Origin of the sequence: Neorhizobium sp. NCHU2750 (assembly GCF_003597675.1) — a bacterium.
Taxonomy (GTDB): domain Bacteria; phylum Pseudomonadota; class Alphaproteobacteria; order Rhizobiales; family Rhizobiaceae; genus Neorhizobium.
The window spans coordinates 4,041,590-4,057,207 of sequence record NZ_CP030827.1 but is presented as its reverse complement, the minus strand read 5'-3'; the positions used below and the strand labels follow the sequence as shown (position 1 = coordinate 4,057,207).

The following is a 15,618-nucleotide window of genomic DNA, read 5'->3' as shown; positions in this document are numbered from 1 at the left end:
CCTTATCGGTTAGCGCTTGCAAGCGCGTTTGGCTGTATTTTCCGTCATGTCCAGTTCCGACAGGGCTTTCCTCAACACCTGACCGGAACAATCGAGCAAATCTTTTGCGGCACCAAGATCGGCCGCGCCGGCAGCCAGAAGGACGGCGAGCTTCACCGATCCGTCGGCCTCCAGAAGCAGGCGACGCGCATCGTCGAAGCCGATCCCGGCTATCTCGGCGACCATGCCTGCGGCACGCGTGCGCAGCTTGTCGTTATCGGCAAGCAGATTGACCATATGGCCATCATGCACATGCCCGAGCTTGATCGCGGCAAGCGTGGAAAGCATGTTGAAGGCGAGTTTCTGGGCGGTGCCGGCCCCCATGCGGGTCGAACCGGCCACCACTTCCGGCGGCGTCGACAACAGGACCGCAACATCGGCGCCATCGAACAGGCAGGCACCGGCATTGTTGGCAATCGCCACGACCTTTGCGCCGCGGCTTTCGGCGATCTCGGCAATCTTCATCACATAAGGCGTGGAGCCACTGGCAGAGACGGCCAGCACACAGTCGCCTTCCTTGATGACAGATGCATCGCGTTCTGCGAGCGTCACGTCATCTTCCGGCGCACCGGGCATATCGCCGAGACTTGAAATGCCGCCGGCAAGCAGGAGTGCAATCTGCTCGCGGGCAATGCCGTAGGTTCCGGGAAGCTCGAGCGCATCGGCCATGGCCATCAGGCCTGAACTGCCGGCGCCAGCATAGACCAGCTTGCCACCACTGCGCAGGGCGCGTGCCACCAGATCGGCAGCCTCGGCAAGCGCCGGAATGGCGGCATCCACCGCGCGTGCCGCATCCTGCTGGCCGGCGGAAAGCAGCGCAAGGATATCGGCCGGTGCGAGCGTATCAAGCCCTTCCGCTTTCCCGTGTCTGGCTTCGGTGGCTTTTTCGCTCATCCGTTTCTCCCTCTGATTAAAATGATGCCAAAAAAATACCAATTGTCCAGCGAGAAATTAATGATTGTTACCCGGGAGAATTGAGCCATCAATCGGTCATGCTAAAAAGCCAATGAAATTGGCCTTTTATCGATGAATTTTGCCAAAGCGTTATTTCTGCCTTGGTAAATGGTATTTTTTTGGTATCATCAAGTTGGAGGTACCAATGACGGGTTTCATTCTCGGGATCGATGGTGGTGGCACAAGTTGCCGGGCAGCGCTGGCCGACAGGTCCGGCAAGGTGCTCGGCCGCGGCAAGAGCGGCGCGTCCAATATCCTGACCGATCCCGACACGGCATTGCGGCATATTGCCGAAGCTGCGGAGCTTGCTTTCGAAGACGCGGGCCTTGCAGCCGATCTCGGCGCGGCAGCGGCGATCCTCGGGCTTGCCGGCAACAATGTCGGCGATGCGGTGGGTTATGTGCGGCCCCGCCTTCCCTTCCGGAGATCGGAAATCGTCTCGGATGGCGTGATCGCCTTGCAGGGGGCGATCGGCGACGAGGACGGCGCAATCGGCATCGTCGGCACCGGCACAGTCTATATCATCCGCGCGGAAGGCCGGTTCAGATCCATAGCTGGCTGGGGTTTCCAAGTCAGCGATCTCGGCAGCGGCGCAAGGCTCGGCCAGCTCGCATTGCAGGAAACGCTGCTCGCCTATGATGCAATCCGGCCGATGACGCCGTTCTGCGCAGCGATCCTTGCCGAGTTCGACGGCAACCCGGAACTGATCGTCGATTTTGCCAGATTGGCAAAGCCCGGCGATTTCGGCCGCTATACACCAAAGGTGTTCGAATTTGCCGAAAGCGGCGATCCGGCGGCGCTGCGCATTCTGGCGGCCGGGGCAAGCGGCGTGGACGAGGCACTCGATGCCGTCCATGCGGTGACCAACGGCAAGGGCAGGCTTTGCCTGCTTGGCGGTCTTTCCTCGCTTTATCCACCCTATCTCGCCGAACGGCACCGTGGGCGCCTTTCCAAACCGCGCGCCGATGCGCTGACCGGTGCCGTCGAGCTTGCGGTGAAGGCCTATGGGACAGGCGCGGAGGTTGGCGCATGAGCGATATGCTGACCGCCATCCTTCCCCTCGACGGGCTGCAATCGGCGGGTTCGGGGCCCCTCTATCTCAAACTGCGGCAGAGCCTCGAGGATGCGATCCGCTCCGGAAAGCTCGGCCATGGCGACGCCTTGCCGGCGGAGCGCGATCTCGCCGACTATGCCAATGTCAGCCGCGTGACGGTGCGCAAGGCCGTCGACGATCTGGTGCGGGACGGGCTTTTGACCCGTCGGCAGGGTTCCGGCACGTTCGTGGTCAAGCCTTTGTCACGGGTGGAACAGCCGCTGACGAGGCTGACATCGTTTACCGAGGACATGGCACGGCGCGGGCTCGTATCCCGTTCCGAATGGCTGGAGCGCGGCCTGTTTCATCCGTCACCGGAAGAGATGATGATGCTCGGCCTTGCGCCCGGCACGATGGTGGCGCGGATCGGGCGCCTGCGGTTTGGCAACGACATGCCGCTTGCCATAGAGCGGGCAAGCATTTCCGCCGAGTTCCTGCCGGAGCCGGCCGCTCTTTCCGGCTCGCTTTATGCGGAACTGGAAAAGAAGGATGCGCGGCCGGTGCGGGCCATCCAGCGGATTTCGGCAACCAATATGAAGAAGAGCGATGCCGCCCTTCTGGAAGTGCCGATCGAGGCGGCAGGCCTTTCGATCGAACGCGTGTCCTATCTCGCGTCCGGCCGGGTGGTGGAACTGACCCGCTCGCTTTATCGCGGCGATGCCTACGATTTCGTGGCCGAGCTTTCGCTCGGAGACAGTTGACAATTCGAGGACCACAGAATGCTGACCCATATGCGGCAGGAGATCAACGAGATACCGGAGGCGGTCGCACGCCTGCTCGACCGGTCGGCAGCAGATCTGCAGAAGGCCGGCAATGCGCTGCGGGCCGCAGACCCGGCCTTCCTCGTGACGATTGCCCGCGGATCATCGGATCACGCGGCGACCTTCATCAAATATGCGGTCGAGCTGACGGCCGGGCGGCCCGTCGCCTCACTCGGGCCTTCGCTTGCGTCAATATACGGGGCAAAGATGAAGCTTGCCGGGGGCGCTGCGATTGCCATCTCGCAATCAGGCAAGAGCCCGGATATCGTCGCCATGGCGGACGCGGCGACGAAAAGCGGCGCTGTTACCGTGGCGCTCACCAACACACTTGCCTCGCCGATCACCGACGCCTCGCTCCATGCCGTCGATATCAATGCCGGGCCGGAACTGGCGGTTGCCGCGACGAAATCCTTCGTCAATTCGATCGTCGCCGGTCTCGCACTGCTGTCGGAATGGACGGGTGACGAAGCGCTCAAAGCCGCCATATGCGACCTGCCGGATCACCTGCACAAGGCCGTCGCGCTCGACTGGAGCGAATTTGCCGACCGGCTCGGCGAGGCCGAATCGCTCTATATGCTCGGCCGCGGCCCGGCACTGGCAATCGCCAGCGAGGCGGCGCTGAAATTCAAGGAAACCTCCAACATGCATGCGGAGGCCTATTCGGCGGCGGAAGTGCTGCATGGGCCGGTAGCGCTGGTGGAAAACAGCTTTCCGGTTCTGGCCTTCGCGGCCCGCGATGCGGCAGAAGCCTCCGTCGTCGAGATCGTCGACAGCCTTGCCGGCAAGCGGGCACTCGCCTTTGCAACGTCCGGCAAGGTTTCTTCCGCACGCCAATTGCCCTTCGTCGCCACCGGCCATCCCTTGACCGATGCCCTGGCGCTGATCGTGCCGTTCTACGGATTTGTCGAGGCCTGGTCGCGGTCGAAGGGGTTCAACCCCGACCAGCCGGCAGCGCTGAAGAAGGTCACCGAAACCCTATGACCGAAGACAGTATGACTGAAAACAGGGCCCTCATCGGCAGGCATGTATTCGACGGCGCCTCCTGGCATGAGGATGCGGCCGTGCTGTTTGGCAACGGCAAGATCATCGCGATCCGGCCGGTCGGCTCACTTTCGCCGGATATCGAGAAGATCGAGGGCGGCGAGATCATTGCGCCCGGTTTCATCGACCTGCAGGTCAATGGCGGCGGCGGGGTATTGCTGAACGAGGAACCGACGGTCGAAGGCATTGCGACGATCTGCGCCGCCCATGCGAAATTCGGCACGACCGCGCTCCTGCCGACGCTGATTACCGATACGTACGAGATCACCGAGCGGACAGTCGAGGCCGGGATCGCGGCGAAGGACCGGCATGTTCCCGGTTTTCTCGGGCTGCATCTAGAGGGCCCGCATCTGTCGCTCTCCCGCAAGGGGGCGCATGATCCAAAGCTGATCCGGCCGATGGAGGAGCGCGATCTCGATCTCATCCTCTCCTGCGGCATGGCGCTCGACGCGCTGATGGTGACGATCGCGCCGGAAAGCGTCTCGGCGGACCAGGTGACGCGGCTCGCCGCCGCCGGTATCACCGTCAGCCTCGGCCATACGGAGGCGAGCTACGAGACGGCGCAAAGCTATGCGACGGCCGGCATCCGCACGGCGACCCACCTCTTCAATGCGATGAGCCCGCTCGGCCACCGCGAGCCGGGCATGGTCGGTGCTGCACTTGCGACAGGCGCGCTTTACGCCGGCATGATCGCCGACGGCATTCACGTCCATCCGGCGGCAATGGGTATTGCGCTTAGAGCCAAGACCGGGCCGGGGAAGATATTCCTGGTGACGGACGCGATGAGCCCGCTCGGCACGGACATGACGTCATTCACCCTCAACGGCCGCGAAATTCTGCGCCGCGACGGCCGCCTGACGCTCATCGACGGCACGCTGGCGGGGGCCGATATCGACATGGCCTCTTCGGTTCGCCTCGTTCACCAGATACTCGGCCTGCCGCTCGAGGAAGCGCTGAGGATGGCAACGGTCTATCCGGCGGAAGCGGTGCAGGTATCGGGCGTGAAAGGCTCGATCGCCCCCGGCCTCGACGCGGATTTCGTCGTGCTGGACGACGATCTCAGGACGCAGAGTACCTGGATCGGTGGCCGGGAAGTATATCGGGCCTGATCACCTCGCCAGCGGAAACGCAATCGCAGCCTTGAGGCCTTTTCCGCCTGAGCCTTCGCCGAGGGTGAGGCTTGCGCCATGCAGTCCTGCGATTTCCTCGACGATCGGAAGTCCGAGGCCGGTTCCCGGTCGCTCGGACGTCTCGCCGCGCTCGAAACGTTTCAGCACGGCCTCCCGGCGTTCGGGTGGGATGCCGGGCCCGTTGTCCTCGACCTCGAGCAAGGCCTTATCCCCAGTAGCGAAAACCCGGACGGTTACCTCGGCATCCGTTCCAGTATAGAGAAGCGCGTTGTTGACGAGGTTCTTCACCAGCTCGCCGATCAGGATCGGCTCAGCGGTGACGTTTGCTTCCCCCTCCCCTTCGAAGCCGAGATCGATGCCCGCTTCGGCGGCGCGCGGCACGTGCTCTGCAGTTGCCGCACGGGCAAGATCGACCAGATCGACATTCCCCATCGCCGTAGATCGGCCGGCCGCATCGATGCGCGCCATGAGCAGAAGCTGGGCAAGGATGCGCTCGGCGCTGCCGACGGCATCATCGGCCTTTTCGGAGGCCTCGCGCGCCTCGCCAAGCGTGCCCGCCCGCTTGGCCAAAGCGAGTTGCGTGCGCACGATGGCAAGCGGCGTGCGCAACTGATGGCCGGCATTGCCGGTGAAATGACGAAGCGCATCGAGCGCGCCTTCAAGCCGGACCATGAAGGAATTGACGGTATCGACGAGCCCCTGAACCTCGTTCGGCACCCGCTCGGTGATCGGATGCAGATCATCGGGGCTGCGTTCCGACAGCGCCTCGCTGAACCGATAGAGCGGCCGCAGCGACAGGGTAACGGCGATCCAGACGATGAACGCCGCACCGAGGATCATGAACAGGATCCGCAGAGCCGAACGCAGCAGGATGGCGCGGGTCAATTGCTGGCGGGCGATCGTCGTTTCGGCCACCGTCACGGTGAACGGCACCGAATTGATGCCGGTCGAGGCGGAACGGGCGAGTGCTGCGACACGGATCGGCTCGCCGCGGAAACTGCTGTCGGCAAAGGCTGCCTGCTGGCCCTCCCGGCGCGGGATGGACGGCAAGGTGCGGTAACCGGTGACGAAATTGCCCGGCGGCCCGTCGACACGGTAGAAGACCCGGTCCTGGGCGGCCGATGTCAACATTTCCAGCGCGACATAGGGAATGTCGACTTCGAGCGAGCCGTCTTCCGAGACGATGACGCGCTCAGCAATTGCCAGCGCCGAGCCAGCCAGAACCCGGTCGGATACTTCATTGGCCGTATCGATCGCCTCGTCCCAGGTATCGACGAGGGCGACGGCGCCGATCATTGCCGTCGACACCAGGAGCCAGGCCAGCAAGCGGCGGCGAAGCGAATAGCGTCCAGGCCTCGGCACCGGGAGCCTGATCATGGCGCCGCACCTGCCGTCTCGAGATAGTAGCCGATGCCGCGGGCCGTCTTCACCGTCAATCCGTGCGGGGTCAAACGCCTTCTTAGCCGGCTCACATATTGCTCGATCGCATTGGCAGAAAGGTCGTCGTCGAAACCGGTCAGAGAGGCGACGATCGCCTCCTTGGAGACGACCTTGCCCATTCTCATGAACAGCAATTCCAGAAGCGCGATCTCGCGGGCGGGGATATCGAGCGGCGTGCCGTTGCAGGAAAAGGTGCGCGAGGTCAGATCGAAGGTGACGCCGCCATGGCTGACGACCGAGGTTCGCAAACCCGCCTGACGGCGCAAAAGAACCCTGATACGCGCCTCGAATTCCGGCACGTCGAACGGCTTGATCATGTAGTCGTCGGCGCCGAGATCGAGCCCCTTGACCCGTTCCTCCGGAAGGCCGCGGGCGGTCAAAATCATCACTGCCGCACGGTTTTGCCTTGCCCGCATGGCGCGCAGCACGTCGAGCCCGTCCATTTCCGGCAGGTTCAGGTCGAGGATGACGAGATCATAGGTCTGGGCTGCCGCTGCGGCTTCCGCCGAAGCGCCGTCGGCGACGAAATCGACGACATAGCCTGTCCCGCGAAGAATTGCCTGCAGCCCTTCGGCCAGCGCCAGATTGTCCTCGACCAGCAATATCCGCACGAAATCCCCCCGCTTGCGCCTCAACTATAATCGGCAAGCGGAGGAATGTAACGGGTGACGGGGCCGAGTTTACACGTGATCGCTTAGGAGCGGCCGAGATAATCCATCTTGCCGATCGGCACGCCCTTGTGGCGCAGGATGGCGTAGGCCGTCGTCACGTGGAAATAGAAGTTCGGCAGGGCGAAGCCGGTGACATAGCTCCTGGCCGTGAACTTCGTCTCGCCGGAGCGCGTCTTGAGGATGACTTCGGCATCGTCGCGATCGGCCATGCTGGCCGGGACGACGGTGTTGAGGAAGGCCACGGTCTTTTCGATACGGGCATGGAGGTCGGCGAAGGTGACCTCGTCATCGGCCATCGAAAGATTATCCAGCCCGCCGACGCGGATCGGCACGAATTTCGCCGTATCGCTGGCGCGCTGGATCTGGCCGGTCAGCGGCAGCATGTCTTCGATCAGCCGGGCTTCGAGAAGCTCCTTATGGGCAATGCCCTTCTCGTCGGCGAAGGCCTCGCCCTTCTTGAGGATCTCGGTGAGGCTGGCAAAACCGCGCAGGAAGGCGGGAACTGAAATATCGTAGAGCGAAAGCGACATGGTCAAACCTTGTTGACGTTGCGAGATAAATGCCGACCTCACTTAGGGATGACGGAGCAGGAAACAAGGCGGTCAAGAACGAAGCGGCCGATCTGTTGCAGCGGGGCAGCGCCGTGCGCCGGCTTGCCGCAACCTTGCCGCTCATGCATTCTTAGCGGCATGAAGGCGCTTTCATTCCTCCGTCTCTGTCTTTTCGGCCTCTGTCCGGTATTGGTTGCCGGGACATGCGCTGCAGATGTGCTAATGTTTCCCGCTCCTTCCGGTCGGGCGGACGCGCCGGTGCTGAGGGTCTATTCGTCGCTGGACGAGGCACTGGCCAAGCCGATGATCGCGGGCTTCCAGGCCGCCAATCCGGATGTCGCCGTTGCCTATGAAGACATGCTGACCGGCGAGATCTACGACCGGATCGTGCGGGAGACGGATGCGGGCAAGAAGACCGCCGATTTCGCCTTTTCATCCGCCATGGACCTGCAGGTGAAACTCGCCAATGACGGCTATGCGCAGAGAAGCGACCTGCCGATGAGCGGGCAATGGCCGCAATGGGCGAACTGGCGCAACACCGTCTATGCGCTGACCTTCGAGCCCGCGGTCTTCGTCTATCACAAGCCGAGCTTCAAAAACGAAGCGCCGCCTGCCAGCCGGGCAGAGTTCATCGCCTTCCTGCAGAAACACGGCGATGCGGTTCATGGCAGGATCGGTACCTATGACATCGAGCGCTCGGGGGTGGGTTTCCTGTTCATGTCGCGCGACCAGGAACAGTTCGGCGATATCTGGTCCGTCGTGCGGGCGATGGGGGCCGCCGGCGTGAAGCTTTATTCCACCAGCGGCGCGATCCTCGAACGAGTGGCGGACGGACGGTTCCTGCTCGGCTATAATATCGTCGGCTCCTATGCGGCCGACTGGGCCGCCCGCCATCCCGACGTCGGCATCGTTCTGCCGAAGGATTATACCGTCGTCATGTCGCGCATCGGACTGGTGCCGCAGGCTGCCGCCGATCCCGCTCTCGGCAAGCGTTACCTGGAATTCTTCATGTCGAAGGAAGGCCAGACGATCATGGCGCGGGAACTGCAGATCCCCGCCGTCAGCCCGGAAGTCGCCGGCAACAACACGGCAACGACGATGCGGGAAATACTCGGCGGGCAGTTGAAGCCGGTGCCGGTCAGCCTCGGGCTGATGGTCTATCTCGACCAGGTGAAGCGGGCACGGCTGATCGCCAAGTGGAACGACGAGCTCAGGCATCAGTAGCACCCAGAAAATGCTGGCAAACCCTGGTTGCATCCTGCAAGAATGACGAGTGTCAAGCGATGTCAGGTAAATGTCAGCTTGCTGTGATCGCTTAAGGCATCCGGCCCCATGGAGGTGGGCGCCGTCGATCAAGGGGAGGAGGACAGCAGGCGACGCATCGCCTTGCTCACTGCATCCTCTTGTTGCGCACAAACAATTCGTCCCGCGGGACGTCAACGGAGGACATACCCTTGCAACATTTCAAGCCCTTGAAACATGTGCTCATCGCTTCGCTGGCCATGAGTGTATTCGCGCTGCCGGCGCTGGCTGCCGACTATTCGATCATGGCACCGGCAGCGCCCGGCGGCGGCTGGGACCAGACCGCCCGCACAATGCAGAGCGCGCTGCAGACGGAGAAGATTTCCGGCAAGGTGCAGGTGATGAACGTTCCGGGTGCCGGCGGCACGATCGGCATCGCCCAGTTCGCCAGCCAGCAGAAGGGTAACCCGAACCAGCTGATGGTCGGCGGTTACGTGATGGTCGGCGCGATCCTGACCAACAAGTCGCCGGTCACGCTGAAGGACGTCACGCCGATTGCCCGGCTCACCGGCGAATACGAAGTCATCGTCGTTCCGGCCTCGTCGGACATCAAGACGATCGCCGACCTCACGGCCAAGCTGAAGGCCAATCCGGGTGCCGTTTCCTGGGGCGGCGGCTCGGCCGGCGGCACCGACCACATCACGGCCGGCCTGATCGCCAAGGCGTCCGGCGTCGATCCGACCAAGATCAACTACATCGCGTTTTCCGGCGGCGGCGAGGCACTGGCCGCCATTCTCGGCGGCCAGGTGACGGCGGGCATCTCGTCCTATGGCGAGTTCGAAGGCCAGATCAAGGCCGGCGCGCTGCGCGTGCTCGGCATCTCCTCCGACAAGAAGGTCGACGGCATCGACGCTCCGACACTGAAGGAAGGCGGCGTTGACGTGGTGATCCAGAACTGGCGCATGGTCGCTGCCGCTCCAGGCCTTACCGACGAGCAGAAGAAGGCCGTTTCGGCCGATATCGAAAAGCTCGCCAAGTCCAAGACCTGGCAGGACAACCTGAAATCCAAGGGCTGGATCGATACCTATCTCGCCGGTCCGGAATTCGATGCCCAGCTCGCCAAGGACATCGCGTCCACCGAAAGCATCCTGAAGGATATCGGACTGGTCAAATGAGCCACGACAACAATGCTTCCAGCATCGAGAAGCGCCGCCCCGACTGGGCGGCGCTTGCCGTTGCCGCCGTGCTCGCCATCATCGCGGGCGTCATCTTCTTCGATGTCTCGCGCCTGAGGGATATGGGAGGATATTCGCAGGTCGGCCCGGCCACCGTGCCGGACTGGATCGCCTTCTGTCTGATCGGCCTTGCCATCTGGACCGTGTTCGCCGCCTTCCGGCGGGATTTTCCCGCACGGGAGAAACAGCAGATAAAGCCGGTCGTCTGGGTCGTCGCGGGCCTTATCGCGCAGATGGCGCTGATCCGTATCGCCGGTTTCTCGATCGCGACCGGCGCATTGTTCGGGCTTGCGGCCGCCGGCTTCGGCGCGCGCAGGATCTGGATCAGCATTCCCGTCGGCATCGTCATCTGTTTCGCAATCTACTGGCTCTTTGCCGGCGTGCTGCAGCTTTCGCTGCCGTCAGGCCCGCTGGAACAGCTGATCGTCCACTGACCGGGGCCTTGAAAGCAAGATCATGAGCACATTCGATTTCCTTCTCCAGGGCCTGGGCTCGGCCATGATGCCGATGAACCTGCTCTATGCGCTGATCGGCGTGACGCTCGGCACGCTCGTCGGCGTGTTGCCCGGCATCGGCCCGGCCACCACCGTGGCGCTGCTCCTGCCGGTGACCTACCAGCTCGACGCCACCGGCTCGCTGATCATGTTCGCCGGCATTTATTACGGCGGCATGTATGGCGGTTCGACCACCTCGATCCTGTTGAACACGCCGGGCGAAAGCGCCTCGATCGTCACCGCGCTCGAGGGCAACAAGATGGCCCGCGCCGGCCGCGGCGGACCGGCACTCGCCACCGCGGCGATCGGCTCCTTCGTCGCCGGCCTGATCGCGACTTTGGCGCTTGCCTTCGTCGCGCCTCTGGTTGTCAAGGTGGCACTCTCCTTCGGCCCGCGCGAAAACTTCGCGCTGATGGTGCTGGCCTTCATCACCGTCTCATCGGCCTTCGGCAATTCGGCGCTGCGCGGTCTTACCTCGCTGTTCATCGGGCTGGCGCTGTCGCTGATCGGTATCGACCAGCTGACCGGCCAGAACCGCCTGTCCTTCGGCGTGCCGGACCTGCTCGACGGGATCGAAGTGACGACGATGGCGGTCGCCATGTTTGCCATCGGCGAGACGCTCTACATCGCCGCGCAGGGCGAAAGCGCGCCGGACAAGATCGAAGCCATCAAGGGTTCGGTCTGGATGACGGCGCAGGACTGGGCGCGGTCCTGGAAAGCATGGCTGCGCGGCACGGTGATCGGCTTCCCGATCGGCGCGATGCCTGCCGGCGGTGCTGAAATCGGCACCTTCCTGTCCTATGCGACGGAAAAGAAGCTGTCGAAGCATCCGGAAGAGTTCGGCAATGGCGCAATCGAGGGCGTTGCCGGTCCGGAAGCGGCCAACAATGCCTCCGCCGCCGGCACGCTGGTGCCGCTCCTCACGCTCGGCCTGCCGACGTCTGCCACCGCCGCAATCATGCTCGCCGGCTTCCAGCAATACGGCCTGCAGCCCGGTCCGCTGTTGTTTGCGACCAATCCGCAGCTCGTCTGGGGCCTGATCGCCTCGCTTCTGATCGCCAACTTCATGCTGCTGGTGCTGAACCTGCCGCTGGTCGGGCTCTGGGTGAAGCTTTTGACCATCCCCAAGCCCTGGCTCTATGCCGGCATCCTAGTGTTTGCGACGCTTGGCACGATCGGCGCCAACCCGTCGGTGTTCGAGCTCGGCATGCTCTTGGTCTTCGGGCTCGTCGCCTATGTCATGCGGGTGATGGATTTTCCGATCGCGCCGGTCATTGTCGGCCTGATCCTCGGGCCGCTGGCGGAACAGCATCTTCGCCGCGCACTGTCGATCAGCCAGGGCGACGTGACGACGCTGGTGCAGTCGCCTATCGCTGCCGTGCTGCTGGCACTGGCCGTCATCGCCTTCGCCCTGCCACTGATCCTGCGGCTGCGTGGTCGCGGGGATGCCCTGTCGCAGATGGCTGCCAGCGAAGACTGATCGCGAGACGCCGTACGCTCAATGAAAAGCCCGGTTTCGTGCCGGGCTTTTTTGCGTTTCAGCGTCATGACTTCAATGGCCGAAGACCGACCAGCCGGTCTTGTCGGCCAGCATTTCCAAGGCGAGCGAGCCGACCAGCGAATTGCCGTTGTGATTGAGGCCCGGCGACCAGACGGCGATCGAGGCGCGGCCGGGGGCAACCGCCATGATGCCGCCACCGACGCCGCTCTTGCCCGGCAGACCGACGCGATAGGCGAATTCGCCCGATCCGTCATAATGGCCGCAGGTCAGCATCAGCGCGTTGATGCGCCGCGCCCGCTGCTTCGACACGACCGTGTGGCCGGTCATCGGATTGCGGCCGTTGGCGGCGAGGAACAGGCCGGACTTGGCCAGCTGGGTGCAGGTCATGGCGATGGCGCAATGGTGGAAATAGACGCCGAGCACGTGTTCGACCGGATGAGTGAGCTTGCCGAAGGAGCGCATGAAATTGGCGAGGGCGAAATTACGGAAGCCGGTGGCTTCCTCCGACTTCGCCACGGCCGGATCGATGGTGATCTCCTCGTCATCGGCGAGATAGCGGACGAAACGCAGGATTTCGCCGATCGCCTCGCGCGGGGTATGGCCGGCGAGGACGAGATCGCTGACGGCGATGGCACCGGCATTGATGAAGGGATTGCGCGGCTTGCCTTCCTCATGTTCCAGCTGGACGATGGAATTGAAGGCGGATCCCGAAGGTTCACGGCCGACGCGGTTCCAGGTGGTCTCGCCATGCTTGCCGAGCGCCAGCGTCAGGGTGAAGACCTTCGACACGCTCTGGATCGAGAAGGGCTCGTTGCAATCACCGGCGCTGTGAACCTTGCCGTCCACCGTGACCACGGCGATGCCGAATTTCTTCGGGTCGACATGGGCGAGTTGGGGAATGTAATCGGCAACCTTGCCTTCACCGAGCCGCTTCTGCAGCTTGACATGGATGTCGTCAACGATGGCCTGCAGGTCTGTCATCGTGTCTCCGGGCGTTATCTTGCTGTCGCTTAGTTTGTCGATCAAGCTCTAGCGCGGCAGTGGTCATCCGTGAAGACGACATGCCGCGAAAATGCAGCGGTCAGCCATCACATCCGCGCTCAGAATGAGGCGACCAGTCGATTTGATCGAGAGCAGACGGAAGCACTGCAGCAGTTCCGTTTGCGGCATGAGACAGCGCAAGCAGAACTTGTGACGAATGGTCGCCGGGACTAGCGTCCCGGCGTATCTCGCTTATGAGGCCGGCCGGGAATGACCATCGAAGACCGCCAGTATCGCCTGGGTGTGATCTATGTCGCGCTGTCGGCGCTGGCATGGTCGCTGTCGGGCCTGTTTATGCGCTCCATCTCCACCGATCTGGCCACGATCATCTTTCTCAGAGGGATCGTTTCGGGCACGGCGACGCTGATGTTCTTCTTCTATCTGGAAGGCATTCCGCGTGGCCTCAGGACCCTCCAGAGGATGCGCGGGCCGACGCTGCTGGCCACGCTGTTTTCAGCCGCCAGCATGATCTCCGGGCTCGGATCGATCTATTATACCTCGGTTGCCGATGCGATGGTGATCTATGCGACCGTGCCGTTTGTCACGGCCGGCGTCGCCTTCCTGTTCATCCGGGAAAAGGCCAGCCGCTCGACGCTGATCGCCAGCGCCATCGCCTTTTGCGGCGTCGTGGTGATGCTGATGGATACAGGCGGCGGCGGGTCGATGCTCGGCAAGGGGCTTGCGGCGATCATGACGCTGACGGTTGCCGCACTTGCCGTCGTCATGCGCCGGCATCGCGACGTACCGATGATCCCGGCCATGGCGTTTTCCGCCTATCTCTGCTCGATCGTCACCTTCTTCTTCGCCAGCCCCGGCACCGCAACCGGCAACGATATCGTGCTGATCATTCTGTTCGGCGTCGTGCAGAACGCGATCGGCCTGATCCTCTATACATTCGGTGCCAGATGGATCCCGGCTGCCGATGCGAGCCTGCTTGTGGCACTGGAAGTGCCGCTGACACCGCTCTGGGTGTGGATCTTCATGGCCGAAGTGCCGCCGCAGGCAACTTTGATCGGCGGGCCTATCGTGCTGGCGGCACTTTTCGGGCATATCTGCGTCGAATTCAGGCGCAGCCGCGGGCCGGTGCCGACAACAAGGCAGGCCGGCTTGTAGACACCGGCCCTGCAGCGAAGAGAGCATGACGAAGACAATCGCGATCATCGGCGGCGGCCCGGCAGGACTGATGGCCGCAGAGGTGCTTTCGGCAGCATCGCAGTCTCATGACATTGCGGTCACCGTCTATGACGCCATGCCGACCTTCGCGCGAAAATTCCTGCTCGCCGGAAAATCCGGCCTCAACATCACCCATGCGGAAGAGTTTGCCCGTTTTGCCGAACGCTATGGTGCGTCTTCGCCGCGCCTGCGCCCGGCGCTCGACGCATTCATGCCGGACGATATCCGCGGCTGGGCGGCTCGGCTCGGCACGGAAACCTTCACCGGCACGTCCGGCCGCGTCTTCCCGACCGCGATGAAGGCCTCGCCGCTCCTGCGCGCCTGGCTGAAACGGCTGGAGGCGCAGGGCGTGATCCTGAAGACCCGGCATCGCTGGACCGGCTTTGCCGACAATCAACCCGGTTCGGGCTTTCTTCTGGCCACGCCCGAAGGCGAGATTGCGATCCGGCCGGATGCAGCATTGCTGGCACTTGGGGGCGCCAGCTGGCCGCGGCTCGGCTCGGATGCCTCATGGGTCCCGTGGTTGCGCCAGGCGGGGATGGAAATCAGCGACCTGCGGCCGGCCAATTGCGGCTTCGATGTCGCCTGGAGCGCGGTCTTTACCGAACGGTTCGGCGGCGCGCCGCTGAAATCGGTGGTGACGACATCGGATGCCGGGGCGTTTCAGGGCGAGTTCGTGATCTCCAAACATGGGATCGAGGGCAGTCTCGTCTACGCCCATTCGGCAGCGCTGCGCGACCGGCTGGCGATGACGGGGAATGCGGTGCTGACCATCGACCTGATGCCGGGACGCACCGCCGAGCGGCTTGCCCGCGATCTGTCGCGGCAGGATGCCAAGGCGAGCTTTTCCAACCGGCTGCGCAAGGGCGCAGGGCTCGATGCCGTCAAGGCGGCGCTGGTGCGCGAACTGCTGCCGGATGCCAACCGGATGGCGCCCGAGCCGCTGGCGGTACTGATCAAGGCACTGCCCATTCCGGTGCTTCGGACCCGGCCGATCGCCGAGGCGATATCGTCTGCCGGCGGGATCAGTTGGGATGAACTCGACGATGGCTATATGCTGAAGCGCCTGCCCGGCCTGTTTGCCGCCGGCGAGATGATCGACTGGGAAGCGCCGACCGGCGGTTACCTTTTGACGGCCTGCCTTGCCACCGGCCGTGCGGCAGCGCGGGGCATGCTGGAGTGGCTCGCAAGCCGGTAGTTTAGACAGGACCGACGTAGGTTTTGCGGTTATTGTTCTGGATCAATGTCCGGC

Annotated in this window: 15 protein-coding genes; 10 read left to right on the top strand and 5 right to left on the bottom strand. The window is 63.2% G+C overall.

Features of this window, described 5'->3' with window-relative positions; translation table 11 throughout:
* Positions 1 to 9 precede the first annotated feature (9 nt).
* Positions 10 to 933, bottom strand: coding sequence for an N-acetylmuramic acid 6-phosphate etherase (locus NCHU2750_RS19490; RefSeq protein WP_119942297.1), 924 nt, complete (start codon positions 931 to 933; stop codon positions 10 to 12).
* Between the two features lie 205 nt (positions 934 to 1,138).
* Here NCHU2750_RS19490 and NCHU2750_RS19485 point away from each other — a divergent pair, with 205 nt between their 5' ends.
* The 4 genes from NCHU2750_RS19485 to nagA are packed head-to-tail and all read left to right on the top strand — an operon-like array spanning position 1,139 to position 4,997.
* On the top strand, positions 1,139 to 2,026 hold the full coding sequence (locus NCHU2750_RS19485; protein WP_119942295.1) for a glucosamine kinase nucleotide-binding domain-containing protein: 888 nt from the start codon (positions 1,139 to 1,141) through the stop codon (positions 2,024 to 2,026).
* A complete protein-coding gene (locus NCHU2750_RS19480; RefSeq protein ID WP_119942293.1) occupies positions 2,023 to 2,787 on the top strand; it encodes a GntR family transcriptional regulator in 765 nt (254 codons plus the stop codon). The genes NCHU2750_RS19485 and NCHU2750_RS19480 overlap by 4 nt, the downstream gene beginning before the upstream one ends.
* Positions 2,788 to 2,805: 18 nt before the next feature.
* Positions 2,806 to 3,828 (top strand): SIS domain-containing protein, encoded by a 1,023-nt coding sequence (locus NCHU2750_RS19475; protein ID WP_119942291.1) that lies wholly within the window; start codon positions 2,806 to 2,808, stop codon positions 3,826 to 3,828.
* A gap of 11 nt (positions 3,829 to 3,839) precedes the next feature.
* Complete coding sequence (gene nagA, locus NCHU2750_RS19470; RefSeq protein ID WP_119943568.1) at positions 3,840 to 4,997, top strand: N-acetylglucosamine-6-phosphate deacetylase; 1,158 nt, start codon at positions 3,840 to 3,842, stop codon at positions 4,995 to 4,997.
* Here the strand turns inward: nagA and NCHU2750_RS19465 are convergent, their stop codons facing one another.
* The 3 genes from NCHU2750_RS19465 to NCHU2750_RS19455 form a co-directional block, all read right to left on the bottom strand.
* Positions 4,998 to 6,395, bottom strand: coding sequence for a sensor histidine kinase (locus tag NCHU2750_RS19465; protein WP_119942289.1), 1,398 nt, complete (start codon positions 6,393 to 6,395; stop codon positions 4,998 to 5,000).
* A complete protein-coding gene (locus tag NCHU2750_RS19460) occupies positions 6,392 to 7,069 on the bottom strand; it encodes a response regulator (protein WP_119943566.1) in 678 nt (225 codons plus the stop codon). The genes NCHU2750_RS19465 and NCHU2750_RS19460 overlap by 4 nt, the downstream gene beginning before the upstream one ends.
* A gap of 83 nt (positions 7,070 to 7,152) precedes the next feature.
* Positions 7,153 to 7,659, bottom strand: a complete 507-nt coding sequence (locus NCHU2750_RS19455; protein WP_119943564.1) for a DUF1993 domain-containing protein — start codon at positions 7,657 to 7,659, stop codon at positions 7,153 to 7,155.
* Between the two features lie 159 nt (positions 7,660 to 7,818).
* On the opposite strand from NCHU2750_RS19455, the gene NCHU2750_RS19450 reads away from it, so the two are divergent.
* The 4 genes from NCHU2750_RS19450 (at position 7,819) to NCHU2750_RS19435 (ending at position 12,131) form a co-directional block, all read left to right on the top strand.
* Complete coding sequence (locus NCHU2750_RS19450; protein WP_119942287.1) at positions 7,819 to 8,904, top strand: ABC transporter substrate-binding protein; 1,086 nt, start codon at positions 7,819 to 7,821, stop codon at positions 8,902 to 8,904.
* A gap of 248 nt (positions 8,905 to 9,152) precedes the next feature.
* Positions 9,153 to 10,097, top strand: a complete 945-nt coding sequence (locus NCHU2750_RS19445; RefSeq protein ID WP_119943562.1) for a Bug family tripartite tricarboxylate transporter substrate binding protein — start codon at positions 9,153 to 9,155, stop codon at positions 10,095 to 10,097.
* The gene (locus NCHU2750_RS19440) at positions 10,094 to 10,591 is read left to right on the top strand and encodes a tripartite tricarboxylate transporter TctB family protein (RefSeq protein WP_119942285.1); all 498 of its coding nucleotides are present in this window, start codon (positions 10,094 to 10,096) and stop codon (positions 10,589 to 10,591) included. Before NCHU2750_RS19445 ends, NCHU2750_RS19440 begins: the two co-directional genes overlap by 4 nt.
* A 22-nt stretch (positions 10,592 to 10,613) precedes the next feature.
* Positions 10,614 to 12,131 (top strand): tripartite tricarboxylate transporter permease, encoded by a 1,518-nt coding sequence (locus NCHU2750_RS19435; protein ID WP_119942283.1) that lies wholly within the window; start codon positions 10,614 to 10,616, stop codon positions 12,129 to 12,131.
* A gap of 72 nt (positions 12,132 to 12,203) precedes the next feature.
* Here the strand turns inward: NCHU2750_RS19435 and NCHU2750_RS19430 are convergent, their stop codons facing one another.
* Positions 12,204 to 13,133, bottom strand: a complete 930-nt coding sequence (locus tag NCHU2750_RS19430) for a glutaminase (RefSeq protein WP_119942281.1) — start codon at positions 13,131 to 13,133, stop codon at positions 12,204 to 12,206.
* Positions 13,134 to 13,403: 270 nt separating this feature from the next.
* Between NCHU2750_RS19430 and NCHU2750_RS19425 the strand changes: the two genes are divergently transcribed.
* Both NCHU2750_RS19425 and NCHU2750_RS19420 read left to right on the top strand, forming a co-directional pair.
* Entirely contained in the window at positions 13,404 to 14,306 is a 903-nt protein-coding gene (locus NCHU2750_RS19425; RefSeq protein ID WP_119942279.1) for a DMT family transporter, read from the top strand.
* A 25-nt stretch (positions 14,307 to 14,331) separates the two neighbouring features.
* Complete coding sequence (locus tag NCHU2750_RS19420) at positions 14,332 to 15,564, top strand: TIGR03862 family flavoprotein (RefSeq protein WP_119942277.1); 1,233 nt, start codon at positions 14,332 to 14,334, stop codon at positions 15,562 to 15,564.
* Positions 15,565 to 15,618 lie beyond the last annotated feature (54 nt).